Source organism: Synechococcus sp. R60.1 (genome assembly GCF_047461835.1).
GTDB lineage: Bacteria > Cyanobacteriota > Cyanobacteriia > Thermostichales > Thermostichaceae > Thermostichus.
The window spans coordinates 1-21431 of record NZ_JANSIA010000045.1 but is presented as its reverse complement, the minus strand read 5'-3'; the positions used below and the strand labels follow the sequence as shown (position 1 = coordinate 21431).

Genomic DNA, 21431 nt, shown 5'->3' with positions numbered 1-21431 from the left:
GGTAGTAATCCGTACTGAACATATTATACATTATTTTCAGTATAGTTGAGCTTATTATTGACTAGAGTCATGCTCCCACAACAGGCGCAGCCGCTTTGCCGTCTGTAGTGTCCAGTGGGGCAACCCCAATGACTCGGCCATTTGAACCAGATGGGTGGGCCGCAGGTAGGCACCGTCGTTGCGGCAACTGCCCCGGTAAAGGAGGCAAGCGCTGCCCTCGGGGGTCAGGCCCTGAAACTCTAGGTAGTAAAGCAGGGCGCGGGCATTGAAGGGAGAGGACTTGCCAGACTTGGAGGTTTTTTCAATCCAGATTTCCTGCGCATCCAGAATCTGGGTAACCCAGGCAGGCCAAGAGGACTCCATCCCGCTGACGCAAATGGCTTTGGGCAACTCGCAGCTCACCGTAAGCTGATATTCGGCGGCGTAAACGGCTGCGGTGGCAGAGGGATCCCGAAGGCTAATTTCTTGGACGGCTTGGATGGGGATCTCCGGGGGCAGCTGTTCGCTCAGAAGGGCGCGCAGTTTCTCAGGCGTCAGAGGACCTTCAGGCCGATCCAGCAGCTCCAGATCCAGGATTTCGCCATAGCCTTCCTGGCCGATGGGCAGAGCGTTGGCGTTGGCCAGGCGGGGCATGGGGTGGTAGCCGCCGCTGAAGGCCAGAGGTAACCCCGCTCGCCGACAGGCCCGTTCCCACAGGCGCATGAGATCCAGGTGGCCCAGCCAGCGCAGATCCCCGGTTTTGCCGTAGGTGATGCGGAAACGCTGGGCAGGTGGCTCCGGCTCCAGGGGATCCGGGGTGGGGGTGGGTTTGCTCTGCAGGGGCGGGACGGGCGGAGGGGGAATGACGATGTTGTGGCCGAAGCCGGGGCCGCAGATGCCGCAGGCGGAGCAGCCCTCGAAGGAGCAGTCTTCCACGGTGAGGGCTTCCAGGGCGCGGCGGTAGTCTTTTTGCAGCCATTTTTTGTCGATGCCGGTATCGATGTGATCCCAGGGCAAGGGATCCTCCAGGCCCAGTTCGCGGATGGGGAGATGGGCGCAGAGGGCGACCGGATCGGCGGCAGGATCCACCTCTTCGCCGCAGTAGGCCCTCACCCAGGCAGCGTAGGCGGCGTCGATGTTTTCCCACCAGGCGTCCATGCCGGCCCCAGCCCGCCAGGCCCGCTCGATCATCTGTCCCAGGGAGCGATCCCCTTTGCCGATGAAGTCTTCCAGGATGCTGAAGCGGATATCGGTGAAGTGGGCCTTGACTCCCCGCAGCCGCCGCAGCTCTTTCTGCAGCAGGGTTTGCTTGCGCTGCACGTCGGCGTAGTCCACCCGGTGCCACTGGAAGGGGGTGTGGGGCTTGGGAGTGAAGTTGGAGAGGGTGAGGGTAAACTCCACCCGCTTGCGACCCAGGGCTGCACATTCTCGCTGCAGCATCTCGACGGTGCGGGCGATCCCCAGGACATCGGCGTCGGTCTCGCCGGGCAGGCCAATCATGAAATAGAGCTTAATTTTGTCCCAGCCCTCTTGGACGGCGGTGCGAATGCCGCGAATCAAGTCGGCATCGGTGAGGCCCTTGTTGATGATGTCCCGCAGCCGTTGCGTGCCAGCTTCGGGGGCAAAGGTGAGGCCGGAGCGGCGGGATCCCTTCATGATGGCGGCAATTTGCTCATCAAAGCGATCCACCCGCTGGCTGGGCAGGGAAAGGGCGACGTGCTCCCCGAGCAGACGGTTGTGCAGCTCCGCTCCCACCGCCGGCAGGGAAAGGTAGTCGGAGCAACTGAGAGAAGAGAGGGAAAATTCGTTGTAACCTGTTCTCCGCAAGCCCTGCACCACAGCCTCCACCACTGCTTCCGGATCCACATCCCGCGCTGGGCGGGTAAGCATTCCCGGCTGGCAAAATCGGCAGCCCCGTGTGCAGCCCCGCCGCACTTCCATCACCAGGCGGTCGTGGACGGTTTCCACCAAAGGCACCAGGCCGACGGAGTATTGGGGTTGAGGCAGGGCCACCCGACGGCGGACGCGCTCCGGCACCCCAGGCACAATGGGTCGAGGCGGGATCCCCTCGTAAAACTGGGGCACGTACACCCCCGGCACCTGGGCCAGCTCCAGCAAGACCTCTCGGCGGGGCTTGGACAGGGATCCGGCCAGCACTTGGCCAATTTCCGGCAGCACCTCTTCCCCATCTCCGAAGACGAAGAAATCGAAAAAGTCGGCAAAGGGCTCCGGGTTGGAGGTGGCGGTTGGCCCACCGGCAAAGATCAGAGGGCACTCTTCCGGGGTGAAGGGTTGCCGTTCCCACCACTTGAGCGGGATCCCGGCTAGGTCCAGCATCTCCAGGATGTTGGTGCCCCCCAGCTCGTAAGCCAGGCTGAAGCCAATGATATGGAAAGCGCGCAGAGGACGGCGGGATTCCACGGCAAAGAGGGGGATCCCCAACTGCCGCAGGCGGGCCGCCAGATCCGGGCCTGGCAAGTAGGTGCGGTCACACAGTTGATCCGGCTGGGCGTTGAGGATGTTGTAGAGGATGAGGTGGCCTAGGTTGGAAGCTCCCACCTCGTACAACTCTGGATAGCTCAGCACCCAACGCACCCGTGCCGAATCCCAAGGACGGTGGACGGCGCCAAACTCTTTGCCCAAGTAGCGGGCTGGCCGCTGAATCTCAGGGGTGAGCAGGCAATCCAGATCGATGGGACTCAGATGCGGTTCAGTTGCAGCCAGAGAGAGCATGGGGATCCGCCGAGACGTTGACACAGTCACTGATCTGACTCTAGCCGAACTTTTCCAGCAACCCAAACGAAGGGAGAAGCACTTTGCCCCTCTGAGCCCCTAGGTTACAGCCACATCCATTTTGAATGAGCCCGAGGAATGCTCCTCAACCCCTATTCTCGCAGCCAACGGGTGGTGCCATCTTTTTGATCGATGAGGGTGATGCCGAAGGCTTTCAACTGATCCCGAATGCGATCGGCTTCGGCAAAGTTTTTGGCCTTGCGGGCTGCCGAGCGCTGCGCGATCAGCTCCTCGATTTTTTTAAAGTTAAGTTCCCCATTTGTAGCTGCTTCTTTGGATCCCTCGAATTCAGAGAATGAGGGCCAACAGAATCCCAAAGTAGCCAAAATCTCCAGCAAGGCAGCGCTTTTTTGTTTGAGGGCCTGGGGCTCCAGATGGGTTTGGCCTTGATGGGTGAACAGGTTGTGTTCGCGGGTGAGTTCTTTGGCCAATTCAAAGGCGATAGCCAGCGCTTCAGGGGTGCCAAAATCATTGTCCATAGCAGCTTGAAAGGCTTGCATGGCCTCAGCATCAGGGGATCCCTTTTCTTCTTTGCAGAAGTGCTGGGCACAGTGGATCCCTTTCTGGAGGGTTTCCCAGCCACGGCTAGCCGCCTGCATGGCTGCCTCGGTGAGATCTATGGGGCTACGGTAGTGGGTCTGCAACAGAAACAGCCGCAAGGCCATGGGGTGATAGACGGCGAGGGCCTGTCGCAGGGTGGTGAAGTTGCCCAAAGATTTGGACATTTTCTCGCCGTTGATGTTGAGAAAACCGTTGTGCATCCAGTACTTGGCCATCGGCTTGCCGGTGATTGGCTCCGATTGGGCCAGCTCATTTTCGTGGTGGGGGAAAATCAAATCTGCCCCGCCGGCGTGAATGTCGATGTGATCTCCCAGGGTCTCCCGCACCATGGCGGAACATTCGATGTGCCAGCCCGGTCGCCCCCAACCCCAAGGGGAGGCAAACCCCGGCTCAGAAGGGGGGGCCGCTTTCCAAAGGGCAAAGTCGAAGGGATCCTGTTTCTCAGCTCCTTCTTCTCCTACCCGGCCACTGGCTCCCGCCTCCATCTCCTCCAGTTTTCGACCGGATAGCTGGCCGTAATCCGGGAACTTGCGGACAGAGTAGTAAACAGAGTACTGAACAGAGGCGGGGGTCTCTGGCTGGTGTCCCGCTTGCAGGAGGGAAGACGGGTCGGTCTGGTGTCGAATCGGATCCCGTACCCGGTAGGCAAAGCCTTTGAGCTCCAAAGATTGGATCAACTGGAACATGGCTTGCAGCGATTGCGTTGCCCTCGGGTAGAGATCGGCCCGCTTGATGTTCAGGCGATCCATGTCCTGGAAATATTCGGCGATGAAGCGCTCCGCCACCGCTTGCATGGATTCGCCACGTTCCAACGCCCGCTTGAGGATCTTGTCGTCCACATCGGTAAAATTCTGCACATACTTCACTCGGTAGCCGCGCCACTCCAAGTAGCGACGCACCATGTCCCAAACCACGTAGGTACGCGCATGGCCGAGGTGGCAGAGGTCGTAAACCGTTACACCACAGACATACATCCGCACCAGGGGCTTCTCCTCCGCAACTGGAGCTGCAGATCCCTGGGAATTGCCGACGGAAACGGATTGAGATCCACCTGCTGCCAGCGGCTGAAACACTTCCTTGCGGCGAGTCAATGTGTTATAGACAACCAAATCCATGGGTATCCCTAGTTTGTAGTTTCAGCTACAGCAAAACAGGCTTTGTCTTCCAAAAAAAGACGATGGCGCACTTTGTCTTGAATCGGATGAGGCTCGACAAAATCTCAACGAGCCAAGGGCTGGAACCATTGTGAGGCAAGCATTGTGGCTGAAATTACCTGCCAAGACTTGTCTAGATTTGTTAACTACGGTACTCTAACCTGAGTGCGAGTCAGCCTGTTCATTAGCGAACTCCACTCCGGCTTGAGTCACCCCAGGGGTGCTCGGTGCCAAGGGGCTTGTGCCCCTCATTTTGACATCTTCTTCTCTTGCACTCTAGTGTCAGCCTGTTGGTGTGAGGATGCCTTTAAAACCCACTTTCCCCAATCCCCAAAACGGGGAGCTGGATTTCCGCGGTGCTGCCGTGAGCACCCTTTCCCCCCCACCCCCAAAGGGCTCGGCAGGGATCCCTTCAGAACAGTCCTGGACTTCTGCGGATTCATCTGCCGAGGAAGCCTATCTTCTGGAGTGGGCTCCAGCCCCTCTCTCTGGGCGGTCGAAGCCAAGATGGGTTGGTTTGGCCCTCTCTCTCAGCTTAACGGGCCTGGTATGGCTTCTGAAGCTGGAGGCGGATCCCTGCGCAGAAGCTGGGGAAGAGCAGCTGCCGGCCACCCCCAGGTGCCCAACCGAGCCTGAGACAGCCCATCCAGAGCCGGGGGATTCTGCTCCTGCGCGTCGGGGATATCCGGCTTGGGCCACTGGTCTTTTGCTGATGCTGGGCTTGGCCGGAGTCGCTACCCTACAGCAGCGACAGTTGAATCGCCCCCTGTCTCCGGCGGTAGAGCCGATCCCACCCTCTGTGCATACGCTATCTGGCGCTCTGCAGCAAAACTACGAGCGGAAAAAGGAGCAGCTGCGCCAAGCCTTCGCAGAAGGGCGAATCCCGACAGGAGAAGGGCCCAGAGGCATTCTGGAGCATGAAATTCAGCCGGGGGAAACCCTCTGGCAACTGACCCAGATGTATCAGCTCGACGCGGCTGCCATCACCGTCTCCAATGGTATTCAGGCCAGTACTGAGCTGAAGCCGGGGCAAGTTCTCCTCATCCCCAGCCAGCCGGGATTGATCTACACCGTCAAGCAGGGAGACACACTGGAGGACATTGCCAACCGCTACCGAGTTCCCCAGCAGCGGATTATCGAAGCGACTCCTCTGGATCGCCCGGAATATCTGCGCATTGGCCAACGCCTGCTCATCCCCGGCGATGTGGGCGAGTTGATCCAGCGTCAGAAGGAGATGATCGCTGCCCAGAAAGCTCGCGAAGAGGAAGAGCGCCGCCAGCAAGAGGAGGAAGCCCAACGCCAAGCCGAAGCCCAAGCCCGATTACAGGCCGAGCAGCAACGCCGGGCCCAGCAGATGGAACAAGAACGGCAAGCCCTCTTGGCCGGTGGATCCCTGACCCACACGGTTGGAGCCGGTGACACCATCGAACGGATCGCCGCCCGCTATGGGGTAACTCAGCGATCCATTATTCAAGCCAACAACTTGCGCAATCCCCACTGGCTGCGCATTGGCCAACGCCTTACGATTCCGGCGCCGGGTACGCAGCCCACCCCTGCTCCTGCCCGACGAGCTCAGAGCCAGCCACAAGCTCGGCCAGCGCCGCCAGCGCCTCCTCCAGCTCCTCCTCAGGCCCGCAGCAGTGGGTTTGTCTGGCCGGTCTCCGGGCAAATCACCTCTGGCTTTGGCTACCGTCGCGGTCGCCTTCATGCAGGGGTAGATATTCCTGGCCCCGTGGGATCCCCCATTGTAGCCGTTCAGGAGGGAGTGGTGATCTTTGCGGGGAATGGCGGGGATGGCTACGGCAATCGGGTGGATATCCGCCATCCCAACGGAATTGTTACTCGCTATGCCCACGGCCATCAGATTTACGTTTCCACAGGCCAGTACGTGCAGCAGGGGCAGACAATCATGAGCCGCGGCAGCACTGGCTGGAGCACAGGGCCGCATCTGCACTTTGAAGTCCGCCCCGGCGGGGGCGCGCCTGTGGATCCCCGGCCCTATCTGCCCTGATCCTGTCCCAAAGCGAGACTACACAGAACAGCCAGCCTGGCCATAAATTGCTAGCCTAAAAACAGCAAACTCCAGACCGTAGGAACACGCCGATGCAGTGGGTGAACGCGCTCTCCCAGCTCCCTTCCCTAGAAGCGGCTCTGCGGCAGGTGGTGGAGGAAGCCAAGGCCAAGCTTCAGGCGGCCCAGCTGAAAAGTGCCTTGAGTCGGCAGGTGCAGACGGTGGGATCCGGTGGGTTGCCGGGGCTGCTGACGGGGTATGTCCCCTCTCAGCCTCTGCGGCCCAACTTGGGGGTTTTGTTTGTGTCGGCGGCCTTTGCCAGCGAATACATCCGGGTGTTGCCGTTGCTGTCGGAGCTGCTGGAGGTGGACGTTTTGATCGGCTGCTCCGGGGGTGGCATTGTGGGTGGCGGGCATGAAATTGAGGATGGCCCGGCTCTCTCCTTGTCTTTGGCGGTCATGCCGGAGGTGGTGCTGCATCCTTTTCATCTGCGGGGGAACCAATTGCCGGACTTGGATGCGGCTCCTTCTGCCTGGATCGATTGTGTTGGGGTTTCGCCGCAGAGCAAGCCTCATTTTCTGCTCTTGGCCGATGGATTTTCCTCTGGCATCTCAGAGTTGCTGCAGGGGTTGGATTTCGCCTATCCGGGATCCGTCAAAGTGGGGGGATTGGCCAGTGGGGGCCGCGGCCCTCGGGGCAATGCTCTGTTTTTGCTGGATGCGCGTACCCTCACACCTCGGCGGGAGCTGTATCGAGAGGGCACAGTGGGGCTAGCGCTCTACGGCAATGTGGTGCTGGATGCAGTGGTGGCCCAGGGGTGTCGCCCCATTGGGGATCCCTTGCGGGTGACGGAAGCAGAGGGGAATGTGATTCTTGGCTTGGAGGGTCGCCCTCCTCTAGCGGTTTTGCAGGACTTGGCAGAGCGGCTCAGTCCCGTGGATCAGCGATTGGCCCGCCACTCTCTCTTCATCGGCCTGCTGATGGATGAGTTCAAGTCGGAGCCGACGCCGGGAGATTTCCTCATTCGCGTAATCTTGGGCGTTGATCCGCGCGTGGGGGCGCTGGCCATCGGGGATCAGGTGCGCCCTGGCCAGACGGTGCAATTTCATCTGCGGGATGCCCAGACTTCGGCAGAAGATCTGCGTTGGGCCCTCAGCCGCTATTGTGCCGAGCGCAACTTGAGGCAAAGCCCCTCTCAACCGAGGCCGGAGCCTTGTGGGGCGTTGATGTTCTCCTGTTTGGGGCGAGGCAAGGGCCTGTACGGCACTCCCGATTTTGACTCGCAACGGTTTCGGGAATTGCTTGGAGAGCTGCCCTTGGGGGGGTTCTTTTGCAATGGTGAGATCGGCCCCGTTGGGGGATCCACCTTTTTACACGGCTACACTTCCTGCTTCGGGATCTTCCGGCCCGCCCACTAGAGGGGGGATCCCTTGCCCTAAGAGCCGGCAAAATTAGATAGACTGAGGATCTGCTGTCAACAGCTTGGTCAAGGGTTTCTCATGCAGCTTCATCTTAGCGAGCCGCCACTCACTCAAGGGGAATGTGCCCTGGTCTATTGCTTTGCCGCTTCCGGCGGGAATGGCCGCTTTCCTCTGCCCCCTGAGATCGCCTCTTGGGATGAAAAGGCGTGGTCAGGGCTGGTGGCGGAAACCGTTCAGGAGCAGGGGTTTCAGGGGAAGCCGAATAGCAGTGTTGCCCTGCGCCTGACAGGAGAGATCCGCAAACTGGTGTTGGTGGGGTTGGGGGATCCCGCCGCCCTAACGCTAGAAGCCCTACGACGGGCCACAGCCAACGGCCTGCGCCAGGCTCACAGCCTAAAAGCCAAGCAGGTGATGCTGTCTTTGCCGGAGACGGGGTTGGATCGGGTGCGCGTGGTTCAGGCGGTGGCCGAAGCCTGCCTACTGGTGGCGCACCGGGACAATCGGTTCAAATCCTCAGCCAAAGGGGAAGAGGAAAACAGCTTTTCTGTGCAGGAAGTAACCCTTTTGGTGCCGGGGCTGGCCCAGGCCCGTTCTGACTACGAGGCCGCGCTGCGGCGGGCCATTGAGATGGCCGCAGGAACCATCTTGGCTCGGGAATTGGTGGCTGCCCCCGCCAACATTGTTACTCCTCTTGCCCTGGCCGATACCGCCCGCCAACTGGCCCAGGAATATGGTCTAGAGGTGGAGATTTTGGGACAGGAAGAATGCGAGGCTCTGGGGATGGGGGCTTTTTTGGGTGTGGCCAAAGCCTCTGACCTGCCGCCCCAGTTCATTCACCTCACCTACAAGCCGCCACAAGGGGATCCCGTCACCAAATTGGCCCTGGTGGGCAAGGGGCTGACCTTTGATTCCGGTGGGCTGAACATCAAAACCGACTCCCGCAGCATCGCCATGATGAAAACCGACATGGGGGGAGCAGCGGCAGTTTTGGGAGCTGCACGGGCCCTAGCCGCCCTCAAGCCGCAAGTGGAGCTGCACTTCATCGTCGCTGCCACGGAAAACATGATCAGCGGCCATGCCATCCACCCAGGGGATATCCTCACCGCTTCTAACCAGAAGACCATTGAGGTCAACAACACCGATGCAGAAGGCCGCCTCACCTTGGCAGATGCCCTGGTGTTTGCGGAAAGGCTGGGCGTTGATGCCATCCTCGATCTGGCTACCCTGACCGGTGCTTGTGTGATTGCTCTGGGGGAAGAAATTGCCGGCTTGTTCACCCCAGATGAGACGCTGGCCCAGGAGCTACAGCAGGCTGCCAATCTTTCCGGCGAAAAAATCTGGCGCCTGCCGCTGGAGGAAGGCTACTTCGAGGGTCTCAGCTCCATTGTGGCCGACATGAAAAACACCGGTCCCCGCTCAGGGGGATCCATCACCGCTGCCCTGTTCCTGAAGCAGTTTGTGGAGAAAACCCCTTGGGCCCACCTGGATATAGCAGGCCCCGTTTGGACAGAGAAGGATGCAGGCTACAACAACAAAGGGGCCACCGGTTATGGGGTGCGCACCCTGGTGGAGTGGGTCTTGGCGCGGCAAGCCGCAGCAGCTTGCTCATAACCCCGCCTTTCTGGACGTTGGGCCTTGAAAAAGCATCTACTGAGGGAGGAGCCAAGGGCTGCTTGGCTGGAGCTGTCCGATCCCTAAAATAGGCTTAAAAAAGAGTCTAGGTATTGAGTAGCACTTTGCAAGGCTTCCCCTCAGGGAATAGGATCCCCGCATCAAAGTAGCTGGCACAAGGCCCCCTGCTCGGGATCCTCCCATGAAAGACCTTTACCGCGAGCTGGAATTACAGCCCAATGCAACTCTAGAAGAAATTAAAGAGAGCTACAGGCGGCTTGCCAAAGAATACCATCCCGATAAACTTCACCCAGATACACCTGTTAAGGGGCGGCAGTACATTGAGGAAAAGTTTAAGTCTATTCAGGAAGCATACTCGGTCCTGAGCGATCCTGCGAAGCGAAAAGCCTATGACTCCCAAAGGCTTTCCCAGACTTCGCCCACAAAAGGGAGCGAGTATGACCAAGACTTAAAAGCAGAACGCGGTTACAGCACACAAGATGGCAAACCTTGGCCCTTTGACTTCGACAAGATAAAGGAAGCTGCAGAAGAGATAGAACGTCGTAAGAAAAACATCGAGGCCAACTATAACCAAAGAGTAGAGCAAGTTAAGTCTGAGTTAAGGAGAAACTTGATCTCTATCGGAATAAAACAAGAGGAAGCTAAAGTTGATCATACCTTTGCCACCAAAAGTGACACTATACTGGGTGCCCTCTCGCTTTTAGTCCTGAGCTTGTTCATTGGTGCCTTAAGTAGCTCAATCGGGCTTGTGCTCTTTCTAATCTCGGTTATTAGTCTTTTTATGGCCACTTTTGATAAAGGATATAGCAAGTCGCAAGTTGAGAGCGCTAAGAAGCTACAGGAAGAGGCAAAATCAGTAATAGCCCAGATAGAGAAAGATAGGAACTCGAAGCTTTCCCAGCTTGAGCTTCACTGTAGAAGTAGGATCGATCATTTTAAAGCTGTCCCTATCGAATCTATATCCCCATTTTATAAGTGGGCTGAGTGGGGAGGATCAGCTATTTTTGCTAACTGCAATGAAGGAAAAGGCAGATGCTAAAAGCCTAGAAGAAAACTTGAAGATAGCGGCTGGAGTTGCTGTAGGTATTGGCATACTAGCTGCTTTATTTGGGCTGGGAGGTGGATTTCACCCATTCTGAATCTCAAGAAGAGGCAAAACACTGCTTCATCTCCTGCAGCACCTGGGCATCTTGAGAGGCCGTTCTCGCGCCCGCCTGAGCAGCCCAGCACTTAAGACTCTCGATTTGGTCGCGGGCAATCGAGGCCAAAGGCACGGTTTCGCGGATGGCCTGCAGGATATCCTCTTGGGTAAAGTCCCGCCGGGCGCCGCTGCCACTGCCCCCAAAGGCGTTGTACATGGCATCTACAATGGCTTGCTCGATCTCGGCCCCGCTGAAATCCTGAGCTGCGGCTGCCAAAGCTTCCAGGTCGAACTCCCGCAGGCGGCTGGGGCGCAACCGCTGCAAATGCACCCGGAAGATCTCTTTGCGCTCAGCCTGGGTGGGCAGGTTCAAGAAGAAAATCTCGTCAAAGCGGCCCTTGCGCAACAGCTCCGGCGGCAGCAGCGGCACGTTGTTGGCAGTGGCCACAATGAAAACGGGGCTGGTCTTCTCCTGCATCCAGGTAATCAGGCTGCCAAACACCCGGCGGCTGGTACCAGAATCTCCATCGGCACTGCTGGTGATGTTGCCAAAGGCTTTGTCGATCTCGTCGATCCAAAGCACGCAGGGGGCCATCGCCTCCGCCAGTTGGATCATCTGCCGCACCCGGCTTTCCGACTCGCCGACGATGCCGGCAAACAGCCGCCCGGCATCCAATCTCAGCAGGGGCAGCCGCCACTCATTGGCGATGGTCTTGGCGGAGAGGGATTTGCCGGTGCCCTGGATCCCGACCAGCAGCACGCCTTTGGGGTTGGGCAGGCCATAGCGCCGCGCCTCTTCGGTAAAGGCTTCTTGCCGCACTCGCACCCAGGCCTTGAGGTTATCCAGGCCCCCCACACTTTTGAGGGTCTCGCGGGCGGTGAAAAACTCCAGGATGCCGGTTTGGCGGATGGCCTGCTTTTTCTCCTCTAGCACCAGGTCGATATCGGCTTCATTGACCTCCTGCTTGGCGGCCAAAGCGCGGGCCAAAACGCGGCGGATACGTTCTCGGCTCAGTCCCTGACAAGCTTTGACCAGTTGCTCGCGGGCCAGAGGGGTGAGCTTGAGTTTATCTGGGGCCACGTAGAGCTGGATGAGGCGGCTGATCTCTTCGCTATTGGGCAAGGGAATATCGACGACGGTGACCTCCTCTGCCAGGTCGCTGGGCACTTCCAGGGTGTGGCTGAGCAGGATCAGCATCTTGCGGGTGCGCTTGAGCTCGCGGCTGAGGTTTTTCAGCTCCCGGATGATGGGAGCGTTTTTGTCGCTGCTGGCGTTGCGCAACACAAAGTGCAGATCCCGCAGCACAAACAGGGTGTCCTCGTTGGGGGCAGAGCGCCACACCCGCCCCAGTGCCGCCATGATGGAGCCCCGATCCTCGCCTGTATCTTGCCAGCCCCGCACCAAGTCCCAGAACAACAATTGCCGCGGTGGGTCTGTCCGTCTGGCTACTTGGGTTAGCACGGCATCGGCAGGCTCTTCTTCTGGAGAGACCAAGTAAACCAGGGGGTAGCGGGCCCGGATCATCAAATCCAGCTCTGTCACCAGCCCTGCTTGCAGCTCCGCCGGGATCTCGACCAGGGCAGGATCCCTGCTGTCTGGATTTGTTTTTCTTGCGGCTTCTGTCATCGCCTCTGGAGTTTAGAACATCCTTACTTCATCTTCCTCTCACTTGTTCAGAAACCATTTGGATTGGAACAGCCAATAAGCAGCAAAATGCTCACGGTTGAGCTTCACGGTTGATCTTTAGGATAGGGCAGGGATCCCTTGCAGTTCGGCCAGCATGGTGCGGGCTGTCTGGGTGGGATCGGCAGCTTCCATCAAAGCCCGCACCACAGCTACACGGGTGGCCCCAGCTCGACGCACCTCGGGCAGGTTGTGGGGATCGATGCCGCCGATGGCAAACCAGGGCAGGTGGGCTTTCTCGGCAGCCAGGCGCACGTACTCCAGGCCGGCAGGGGGTTTCTCCGCTTTGGTGGGGGTGGGGTAAACGGGGCCGACGCCAATGTAGTCCACGTCGCTGTTCAGGGCTTGGGCCAGCTCTTCGGCGTTGGTGGTGGACAGGCCAATGAGCCGCTGGGATCCCAGGAGGTGCCGAGCTTGGGCGACCGGCAGATCCGTCTGGCCCAGGTGAACCCCATCTGCCTGGCTGACCAGAGCCAAGTCCACCCGGTCGTTGACGATCATCAGCGCCTGGTAGCGGTTGCACAGTTGCCGCAACTGCTTGAGATCCCGAAGCATCTCGCCGTCGGGAAGGTTTTTGCGGCGATATTGCACCAGGGTCACCCCGCCCCGCAGGGATTTTTCCACCACCTCTAGCCAGTGGGGCACAGGGCTGGTCACCAAATAAAGATGGGCTGCCAGGAGACGCTGCCGCAGGGATCCGCCCAGCAGTTCACTTTCCAAGACGTAGAGCCGATAGCGCATGTCTTTGGCCAGCTTGGCCAGGCCAGGGGCCACCCAGTGGTGGGATTCGGCCAACTTGCCGTATTCTTCTAACACCCGCAGGGCTTCTTGCACACGGCTGCAATTGGCTTGCAAGAGGTGGCGGAGATCCCGCCGTTGCTCCTCTTGGGGGTGGGAGATCTGGGTGCCTGGATCGGCGGGGGTATCGCGGGCCAAACGCAGGGGATCGCTGTGCCAGCGGGCTAGGGCTTGGCGCATGGCCTTGCATTCGGCAGAGAGCTCTCCCTCTTCCAGGCCGAAACGAAACCATTCTTCCAATACCCGTAGTCCTTCACGAGCTCGATCGAGGTTGGCATCCAGAATACGGGCGACGGCCTGGGGTTTCATGTTCCCTATACGTGGGAAGAGAGTTGCTTAATTTTTACCAAAAAAATGCGCCTAAAGCCCCGTCCTACCCTTAGCCGGAAGCAAGTCAGTATGGTGGAGAGTAGTCAATTCACTGTAAATCGGAATGGTTTCCCTGAGGCTGTCCTTGGCCCTGAGGAGAAAGAGGGTGATGCCATAAGGCGTTAAGAAAGGCTTGCTGCGGCGTGTGTCCCCAGGCGAAGGCCCGTGGGCCGGCCCCTTCCGGCAAGTAGGCCCAAGCATAGCGCTCGCAGGCGGGAAAGTAGCGGATCTCCCACCAAGTTCCCCCTACAGGCACATCTTTCACTGCCCGCAAGAAAGGGCCGCGATGGCGGGCGAGGCGCTCTTCTATAAAGTAGGGGCCTTCCAGCTGAAGGGCTTCTACCGCTGCAATAAGCTCGGCTCGTTGTCGCTCATTTCGGATCATCTCCCGGGTTCCCCTCTTGGATTGGCTCTATTCTATGAGGAGATTTCTGGTGAGCTGGGGGATCCCTCTTGATTCAGCCCAGATTGCGCCTACGGCAAGCTGTGGAAACCCAATGGAATCCAACGAATCCACCGCAGGTGCTGTGTCTGAGCAATGGACACGGGGAAGATGAGGTGGGCAGTCGCCTTGCTGTTGCCCTAGTCCAACTGGGGATCCCGGTGCAAGCCTTGCCGATTGTGGGAGAAGGGACAGCCTACCAACGCCAAGGGATCCCCCTGCTGCCCATTGCCCAGGTGATGCCGTCGGGGGGGTTTATTTATCAGGATTGGCGGCAGTTGTGGCGGGATTTGCGGGCCGGTTTGCTGGGGCTGACGGGGCGGCAATTGGCGTTGGTTCGGCGGGCGGCAGCCCAGAGGAACCTGGTGCTGGCCGTGGGGGATATTGTGCCCTTGCTGATGGCGTGGTGGAGCGGGATCCCCTACGTCTTTGTGGGCACGGCCAAGTCGGACTATTACTGGCGAGATGAACGGGGGCCCTACCGACGCCCCTGGATCCCTTTTGGGCAGCCGATTTCCGATTACCTGCCCTGGGAGCGCTGGCTGATGGCCCACCGACGCTGCCTGGGTTCTTTTTTGCGGGATGAGCTGACGGCTACAGCTTTGCAAAAACGGGGCCTAAGGGCCTTTTACCTGGGCAACCCGATGATGGATGGCCTAGAGCCACGCGGGACATTGCCTTTGGATCCCCACCGGCCGGCCTTGCTGCTCTTGCCCGGATCCCGTCCGCCGGAAGCCTATCGCAACTGGGCCCTGATGATGCAGGTGGTGGAGCGGCTCCCAACGGAGCTGCAAGTCTATGCTGCCCTCAGCCCCAACCTGGAGCGAGACCCGCTTCAGGCTCGGATCCCATCTCAGCGCAGCGATGTGCTTCTGGTTTGGGGGGACTTCGGGGCCTGTGCCCAACGAGCAACGGTGGTGCTGGCCATGGCGGGAACGGCTACCGAGCAATGTGTAGGCTTGGGAAAACCGGTGGTAACCCTGCCGGGAGAAGGGCCCCAGTTTACCCCGCGCTTTGCTGAAGCGCAGACCCGTCTTTTGGGATCCGCCGTCCACCTGACCTCAGTGGAGCAGGCTCCCGCCGTGGTTGGCCGGATTCTGGAACGCCTGGCCGCCGATCCCAACTACGCGGCTGAGTTGCGGGCCCATGGACGCCGCCGCATGGGATCCCCAGGGGCCGCCCGGCGCATTGCCGCTCAACTTCGAGACTGGCTCCGGCCAGCCGGCCCGACTTTGGAACCGTTCGAGCCAGGTATATCGTGAAATAGAGAACGAGCGATTCAAAAGCCTGACTGATTTCCGTTGGATCCAGTTTTCCGTTTTATTTAGCATTTAATGATGTCAAACCTTTTGGGGTTGGAGAGCAGTTGGTGGATCCCTTGCTATGGGTGGGCGGGAACAGCTTTGGCCATTCCCTGGGCAACGGGGTGGGTCAAGGGCAGTGGCCCGCGCCCGGCAGCTTACCTCAACATCCTTCTGACTTTTGCCGCCTTTGCTCATGGCCTTTGGCTGTTGCGGCAGGTTTGGGGTCGGGATCCCCAGATCTTGAACTACCTCTGGTTTCGGGTGGCCGATTTGGATTTGACTCTGTCTTTGGAGATCTCGCCTCTGACAATGGGGGCCGTCGTCTGGATCAGCGGTTTGAGCCTGCTGGCCCAGATCTATGCGCTGGGGTATTTGGATAAGGACTGGGGCCTGGGTCGCTTTGCCGCCCTGATGGGCTTTTTCGAGGGGGGAATGACAGGGATCGCCCTCAGCGACTCGCTGTTTTTCAGCTATGCCCTGCTGGAGATGCTCACCCTTTCCACCTATTTGCTGGTGGGCTTTTGGTACGCCCAGCCTCTGGTGGTGACGGCGGCGCGGGATGCGTTTTTAACCAAGCGGGTAGGAGATCTGCTGCTGCTGATGGGGGTGGTGGCAATTTCCAACTTTTCTGGGGCCTTGACGTTTTCCGACCTGCGGGACTGGGCGGCTACGGCCAGCTTGGATCCGGCTTGGGCGGCTTTGATGGGGTTGGCTTTGATTGCAGGGCCTTTGGGGAAATGCGCCCAGTTTCCGCTGCACCTGTGGCTGGATGAGGCGATGGAAGCGCCCAACCCGGCTTCGATTTTGCGCAATTCGGCAGTGGTGGCCTGCGGGGCTTTTGTGCTGATTAAGCTGCAACCGCTACTGGCCCTGTCGCCGATTACGAATGGGGTCTTGGTGGCCATCGGCACGATCACAGCCCTGGGCGGATCCCTGGTGGCCTTGGCGCAAATCGATATCAAACGCACCTTCTCCTACTCCACGAGTGCCTACTTGGGGTTGGTGTTTGTGGCAGTGGGAATGCAGCAGCCGGAGCTGGCCCTGGAGTTGCTGCTGATGCACGGCTTGGCTAAGGCGCTGCTGTTTATGGGGGTGGGATCCCTCATCTACACCACCTCTACCCAAGATTTGACAGAGCTGGGGGGCCTGCGCAGCCGCATGCCGGCCACAGTTGCCGCCTTTGCCGTGGGATCCCTGGGGATGGTGGCTCTGCTGCCCCTAGGGTGCTTTTGGACGCTGACCCGCCTGGCGCTGGTCTACAGCGGGGTGCAGCCGGCCCTGGTGGGGGTGCTGCTGCTGGTGAATGGGCTGACGGCTCTCAACCTGGCGCGGGTGTTTGGCCTGGTCTTTTTGGGATCCCCGCAACCCAAAACCCGCCGGGCCCCTGAGGTGGGCTGGTTGATGGCTCTGCCCATGGGCATCCTGACGGTGCAAACCTTGCTCATGCCCTGGCTGTTGGGGCGCTGGGGGCTCTATCCCGACTGGAGCCCGGAGCTGAGGTGGATGGCGGCTCTGCTGACGGCTGCTGGGCTGGTGGGGGCAGCCATTGGCGGCTGGCTGTACTGGGGGGACCAACGGAGGGTATATCTGCCCTGGCCGGAGTTGCAGGATCTGCTGGCCCACGACTTTTACACGGGGCACCTCTACCAAGCCCTGGTGGTGCAACCGGTCAGCGCCCTCTCCCGCGGATTGGAGTGGCTGGATCGCAACGGAGTGGACGGCTTGGTGAACGGGGTGAGCCTGGCCTTTTTCTTCAGCGGCGAAGCCCTCAAGTACACCCTGTCGGGGCGGATGCAACTCTATGTGCTGGTGATTGTCATCGGGATGGTGTTGGTTACAGCTTGGCTACTGCGTTCGCCCCATTTGGGGTTGGCCTATTGATGGGAGAGAGCCATGTTGAGCCTTTTGATTGGGATCCCGTTGTTGGGGAGCATCTTGATTGGGTTGATTCCCGAGCAGGCGGGGAAGGGCTTGCACCGGGCTTTGGCCTTGGGGTTTGGGTGGGTTTTGTTTGGCCTGAGCGCGGGGCTGTTGCTGATCTTTGACCCCCACCTTGGATCCCTGCAATTGGCGGAAAAGATGGCCTGGATCCCCCAGTTGGGCTTGGTTTATGAGGTGGGAGTGGATGGGATCTCTCTGCCTTTGGTGGTGATGACCGGGCTACTGGTGTTGATGGCTATTTGGGCCAGCGGCCAGGTGGAGCGGCCCCGCCTCTACTACAGCTTGGTGCTCATGCTGGCGGCAGCGGTGGCCGGAGCTTTTTTGGCTCAGAATTTGCTGCTGTTTTTCCTGTTCTATGAAGTGGAGCTGATCCCCCTGTATTTGCTCATCGCCATCTGGGGAGGGCCGCGCCGCACCTATGCAGCCACCAAGTTCTTGATTTACACAGCTCTGTCAGGGATCCTGCTGTTGGTAGGCTTTTTCGGCCTCAGTTGGCTGAGCGATGCCCACAGCTTTACCTATACCGTCCTGCAGGCTCACCCCTTGCCCCTGGTGCAACAAACCCTGTTGCTCATTCCCATTCTGCTGGGCCTGGCCATCAAGATCCCCTTGGTGCCCTTCCACACCTGGTTGCCGGATGCCCATGTGGAGGCTTCCACACCCATTTCCGTGTTGCTGGCGGGTTTGCTTTTGAAGTTGGGCACCTACGGCCTGGTGCGCTTTGGCCTGCAGCTCTTGCCGGATGCCTGGGATCAAGCCGGGCCTTGGCTGGCCGGTTGGGCGGTGGTTAACGTGCTCTATGGATCCCTGAACGCCTTGGTGCAGCAGGACATGAAAAAGCTGGTGGCCTACAGCTCCATTGCCCACATGGGCTACATTCTCTTGGCAACGGCAGCGGCAACCCCTCTATCCCTGGTGGGATCCGTCTTCCAGATGGTCAGCCACGGCCTGATCTCGGCGCTACTGTTTCTACTGGTGGGAGCCGTCTACACCAACACCGGCACACGGGATCTGAGGTTGTTGCAAGGGTTGCTCAACCCAGAGCGGGGCTTGCCGTTGATTGGTAGCTTAATGGTGCTGGGGGTGATGGCCAGCGGCGGTACACCCGGCATGGTGGGCTTTATCGCCGAGTTCGCCATCTTTCGGGGCAGCTTCCCCGCGTTTCCGCTACAGACCTTGTTGTGCATGATGGGGACAGGGTTAACGGCAGCTTATTTCCTACTGATGGTGAACCGCGCCTTTTTTGGTCGGCTATCGGAAGTGGCCACGGCTATGTCGCGACAACAGGTGAGGGAACGGCTGCCGGCTGCTGTCTTGGCAACACTGGTGGTGGTGCTGGGCCTACAACCAGCCTGGGCGACACAGTGGATCGAGCCCACAACGGCTGATCTGGCGAAATCTGTGGCTCTCAGCGCGCCTGCCACCGAAGGTGTGGTTGGAAAGTTGACCTGTTTCATGGCCTGTGACTCCTCTTAAGGCGCCTTCGACTTTGCCGCTGCTGTTTTTGCTGTTGTCTCAAATGCCTCAAACTGTTGATCGAAGCTGTAGATCTAGCTGACTCCGCCCATGACGTTCACCTTGCCGCGTGATGGATCTTCTCTTCCGGTCTCCCATTTTTTCCTGGCGGGCCTGGATCCTCTGGATCAGGTGCGCATCAGCCCGATTTTGCAGCGTCTGGAGGCAGGGGGAGCCCTCTTGCCGGATGCGCAGATCCATCGCCTGGAGGTGATCGGGATCCTGCACAGCTACGGAGAGGTTCTGGACGCCTATTCTCGCAACTTGATCTTCATTGCCGACCACCAATTTTTGGAGCTCTTCCCGGCGTTTAAGTATTTCAACGGCGAGATTACCCTGGGCAAATGGCTGCGCTACCTGTGGCATGACCGCATCAACTACGAGTTTGCCGAATACTGCATGAAGGCTATGCTCTGGCATGGGGGAGGGGGGCTAGACCGCTACCTGGATACTCCCGAATTTGTCCAACGGGCCAAGGCCGCCATCCGAGCCAAAATCCGCTTTAACCCCTTCTTGCAGGGCTTGGGGATCCTGTTTCCCGACTTTGCTCTGGAACAGGTGCGCATGCTGGCCATGTACAGCGGCTTGGGCCAGTTTTGGCGGGTGATGAGCGATATTTTCCTGTCTCTGTCCAAGCGCTCTGAGACAGAACCCCACCTCACCATCCCCGAGGTAGTGGCCCACATTCAGCAAGGGCTGGTGGCCGCCGCCGACAAACCCATCGCCTATGCTCCCTGCATCTGGGGCCGGCGCTATGAGATCATTCCTCTCTCAGCAGGCCTGACCTTCCTGCCGGATACGGCCATCCCTTATGTGGAGGCGGTGTTTTTCCGCTCTTTTCCCTTCATGGGTACGGTTTCCTACAACGCCCAGGCCGGTCAGATTCCGCAAGAGCAGGCGGATTTTGCCTATGGGGCCCTGTATGCCGACCCACTGCCGGTGGGGAGCGCCGGGATCCCGCCTACCCTGTTGATGCAGGATATGATGCGCCACCTGCCCCCCTACTTGCGAGAGCACTACCGCCGCCAGCCTCGCGGGGATGATGACCTGCGGGTGAAAATCTGCCTTAGCTTCCAAAAGGCCATGTTCTGTGTTACCACTGCCGCCCTGCGGGCTCTTGCCCCCTTCCCTCTGGAAACTCAGGATCCCCAGCAGCAGTTGGCCAACCGCAAGTTTCTGGCTCCTTGGCTGCAGCGCCTGCTGGGATCCCGTCTGTTAAAGGTGCAGGAAGAAAGGGTTGAGGCCTAGCTGAGCTGGGAACTGCTACTTTTGGTTACTGGAAGGGGGATCCCCTTTTCGGATACAATGTCTGCGCCCAGTTGAGCAATGGGGTGGCGTAGCCAAGTGGTAAGGCAGAGGTCTGCAAAACCTCTATGCGCCAGTTCGAATCTGGCCGCCACCTTTTAAACCTTACTTGCATCCCAAGCAGGGCAAGCATGAAAGACAAGCTGATATTGATGATCCCCGGCCCCACTCCCGTTCCCGAGAGTGCGCTGCTGGCGATGGCACGGGGGCCCATCGAGCACCGCAGCAAAGAGTTCACCGCCATTTTGGAAGAGGTCACCGATGGGTTGCGCTGGCTGCACCAAACCACCTCCGATGTGTTTGTCTTTTCCGCCAGTGGCACTGGTGCCATGGAAGCCGGGATCCTCAACACCCTCAGCCCTGGGGATCGGGTTTTGGTGGGGGTGAACGGCAAGTTTGGGGAGCGCTGGGCGGAAATGTCCGAGCAGTTTGGCCTTCAGTGTGAGCGGGTGGAAACCCCCTGGGGGATCCCTTACCCCGTCGAGATCTTCCAAGAAAAGCTGGCTGCCGACCGGGAAAAAACCATCAAAGCCGTTATCCTCACCCACTCGGAGACTTCCAGCGGCGTAGCCAACGATGTGCAAGCCATTGCTGCTGCTGCTCGCGAGCATGGGGAAGCCCTCGTCCTGGTGGATGGGGTCACCAGCGTGGGGGCAATGCCGGTGCTGATGGACGAATGGGGCTTGGATGTGGTGGCCTCGGGATCCCAGAAGGGCTATATGATCCCACCAGGGCTGGGATTTGTGGCCGTCAGCCCGCGGGCCATGGCCGCTACGGAGCGCTCTAGGTTTCCCAAGTACTACTGGAGCTTTAAGCTGGCGCAAAAGGCCCTGCGCCAAGGCACCACTCCCTTTACACCGGCGGTGAACCTGTTTTACGCCCTGCAGGTTACCCTGCGCATGATGCGCGCAGAAGGGTTGGAAGCCATCTACCGGCGTCATGCCAAGCTGGCCCAGGCCACCCGTGCTGGCGTCAAGGCTCTGGGGCTAAAGCTCTTGGTTGATCCAGAGTCAGCGGCCAGTCCTTCGGTAACAGCTGTACTCGCTCCCGAAGGGATCAACGCTGACACCATCCGCAGCACCTTGAAGAAACACTTCGACATCGCCCTTGCCGCTGGACAAGACCACCTCAAGGGCAAAATCTTCCGCATTGGCCATTTGGGCTTTATCAGCGACCGCGATGTGCTGATGACCTTGGCTGCTCTGGAGTCAGCTTTACACACCGTGGGCTACAGCGACTTCACCCCAGGGGCGGGAACTCGCGCCGCCGAGGAAGTATTGGCCCACGGCTTCTGAGCCCCCAGCTCAGCTAGAAATCGCAGGAGCCCCGCACTGTACCCGTAGGGTCACTGCCGGGGGGAATGCGCTTTGATGAAGTACAA

The 21431-nt window shown here is 59.3% G+C and carries 14 protein-coding genes and 1 tRNA gene; 10 read left to right on the top strand and 5 right to left on the bottom strand.

Going from position 1 to position 21431, the window contains the following annotated elements; translation table 11 throughout:
• Window positions 1–54: 54 nt before the first annotated feature.
• Together NW834_RS07830 and cysS are read right to left on the bottom strand one after the other, a co-directional pair.
• Window positions 55–2712 carry a TIGR03960 family B12-binding radical SAM protein gene (locus NW834_RS07830; RefSeq protein ID WP_414419393.1) on the bottom strand — a complete coding sequence of 886 codons (2658 nt, stop codon included), beginning with the start codon at window positions 2710–2712 and terminating at the stop codon, window positions 55–57.
• Between the two features lie 152 nt (window positions 2713–2864).
• Complete coding sequence (gene cysS / locus NW834_RS07825; protein WP_414419392.1) at window positions 2865–4448, bottom strand: cysteine--tRNA ligase; 1584 nt, start codon at window positions 4446–4448, stop codon at window positions 2865–2867.
• 340 nt (window positions 4449–4788) lie between these two features.
• Between cysS and NW834_RS07820 the strand changes: the two genes are divergently transcribed.
• The 4 genes from NW834_RS07820 (at window position 4789) to NW834_RS07805 (ending at window position 10590) form a co-directional block, all read left to right on the top strand.
• Window positions 4789–6498 carry a LysM peptidoglycan-binding domain-containing protein gene (locus NW834_RS07820; RefSeq protein WP_414416551.1) on the top strand — a complete coding sequence of 570 codons (1710 nt, stop codon included), beginning with the start codon at window positions 4789–4791 and terminating at the stop codon, window positions 6496–6498.
• 92 nt (window positions 6499–6590) lie between these two features.
• Window positions 6591–7916 carry an FIST N-terminal domain-containing protein gene (locus tag NW834_RS07815; RefSeq protein ID WP_414419391.1) on the top strand — a complete coding sequence of 442 codons (1326 nt, stop codon included), beginning with the start codon at window positions 6591–6593 and terminating at the stop codon, window positions 7914–7916.
• 81 nt (window positions 7917–7997) lie between these two features.
• Window positions 7998–9530 carry a leucyl aminopeptidase gene (locus NW834_RS07810; RefSeq protein WP_414419390.1) on the top strand — a complete coding sequence of 511 codons (1533 nt, stop codon included), beginning with the start codon at window positions 7998–8000 and terminating at the stop codon, window positions 9528–9530.
• A 202-nt stretch (window positions 9531–9732) separates the two neighbouring features.
• Entirely contained in the window at window positions 9733–10590 is an 858-nt protein-coding gene (locus NW834_RS07805) for a J domain-containing protein (protein WP_414419389.1), read from the top strand.
• Window positions 10591–10693: 103 nt separating this feature from the next.
• Here NW834_RS07805 and NW834_RS07800 read toward each other — a convergent pair whose 3' ends face one another.
• The 3 genes from NW834_RS07800 to NW834_RS07790 all read right to left on the bottom strand — a co-directional run bounded on the left by NW834_RS07800 (window position 10694) and on the right by NW834_RS07790 (window position 13928).
• Complete coding sequence (locus NW834_RS07800) at window positions 10694–12217, bottom strand: AAA family ATPase (RefSeq protein WP_414419394.1); 1524 nt, start codon at window positions 12215–12217, stop codon at window positions 10694–10696.
• A gap of 219 nt (window positions 12218–12436) precedes the next feature.
• Window positions 12437–13483 (bottom strand): thiamine phosphate synthase, encoded by a 1047-nt coding sequence (locus NW834_RS07795; protein WP_414344717.1) that lies wholly within the window; start codon window positions 13481–13483, stop codon window positions 12437–12439.
• Window positions 13484–13592: 109 nt separating this feature from the next.
• Complete coding sequence (locus NW834_RS07790; protein ID WP_011433411.1) at window positions 13593–13928, bottom strand: hypothetical protein; 336 nt, start codon at window positions 13926–13928, stop codon at window positions 13593–13595.
• Between the two features lie 68 nt (window positions 13929–13996).
• On the opposite strand from NW834_RS07790, the gene NW834_RS07785 reads away from it, so the two are divergent.
• The 6 genes from NW834_RS07785 to NW834_RS07760 all read left to right on the top strand — a co-directional run bounded on the left by NW834_RS07785 (window position 13997) and on the right by NW834_RS07760 (window position 21345).
• Window positions 13997–15247 (top strand): lipid-A-disaccharide synthase-related protein, encoded by a 1251-nt coding sequence (locus tag NW834_RS07785; RefSeq protein WP_414419388.1) that lies wholly within the window; start codon window positions 13997–13999, stop codon window positions 15245–15247.
• Window positions 15248–15322: 75 nt separating this feature from the next.
• Window positions 15323–17170 carry an NAD(P)H-quinone oxidoreductase subunit F gene (locus NW834_RS07780; RefSeq protein WP_414419387.1) on the top strand — a complete coding sequence of 616 codons (1848 nt, stop codon included), beginning with the start codon at window positions 15323–15325 and terminating at the stop codon, window positions 17168–17170.
• Window positions 17171–17182: 12 nt separating this feature from the next.
• Window positions 17183–18706 carry an NADH-quinone oxidoreductase subunit M gene (locus NW834_RS07775; protein ID WP_414419386.1) on the top strand — a complete coding sequence of 508 codons (1524 nt, stop codon included), beginning with the start codon at window positions 17183–17185 and terminating at the stop codon, window positions 18704–18706.
• Between the two features lie 90 nt (window positions 18707–18796).
• Window positions 18797–19993, top strand: a complete 1197-nt coding sequence (locus NW834_RS07770; RefSeq protein WP_414419385.1) for a CO2 hydration protein — start codon at window positions 18797–18799, stop codon at window positions 19991–19993.
• A gap of 82 nt (window positions 19994–20075) precedes the next feature.
• Window positions 20076–20147, top strand: a tRNA-Cys gene (locus NW834_RS07765).
• 34 nt (window positions 20148–20181) lie between these two features.
• A complete protein-coding gene (locus NW834_RS07760; protein WP_414419384.1) occupies window positions 20182–21345 on the top strand; it encodes a pyridoxal-phosphate-dependent aminotransferase family protein in 1164 nt (387 codons plus the stop codon).
• Window positions 21346–21431: the final 86 nt, after the last annotated feature.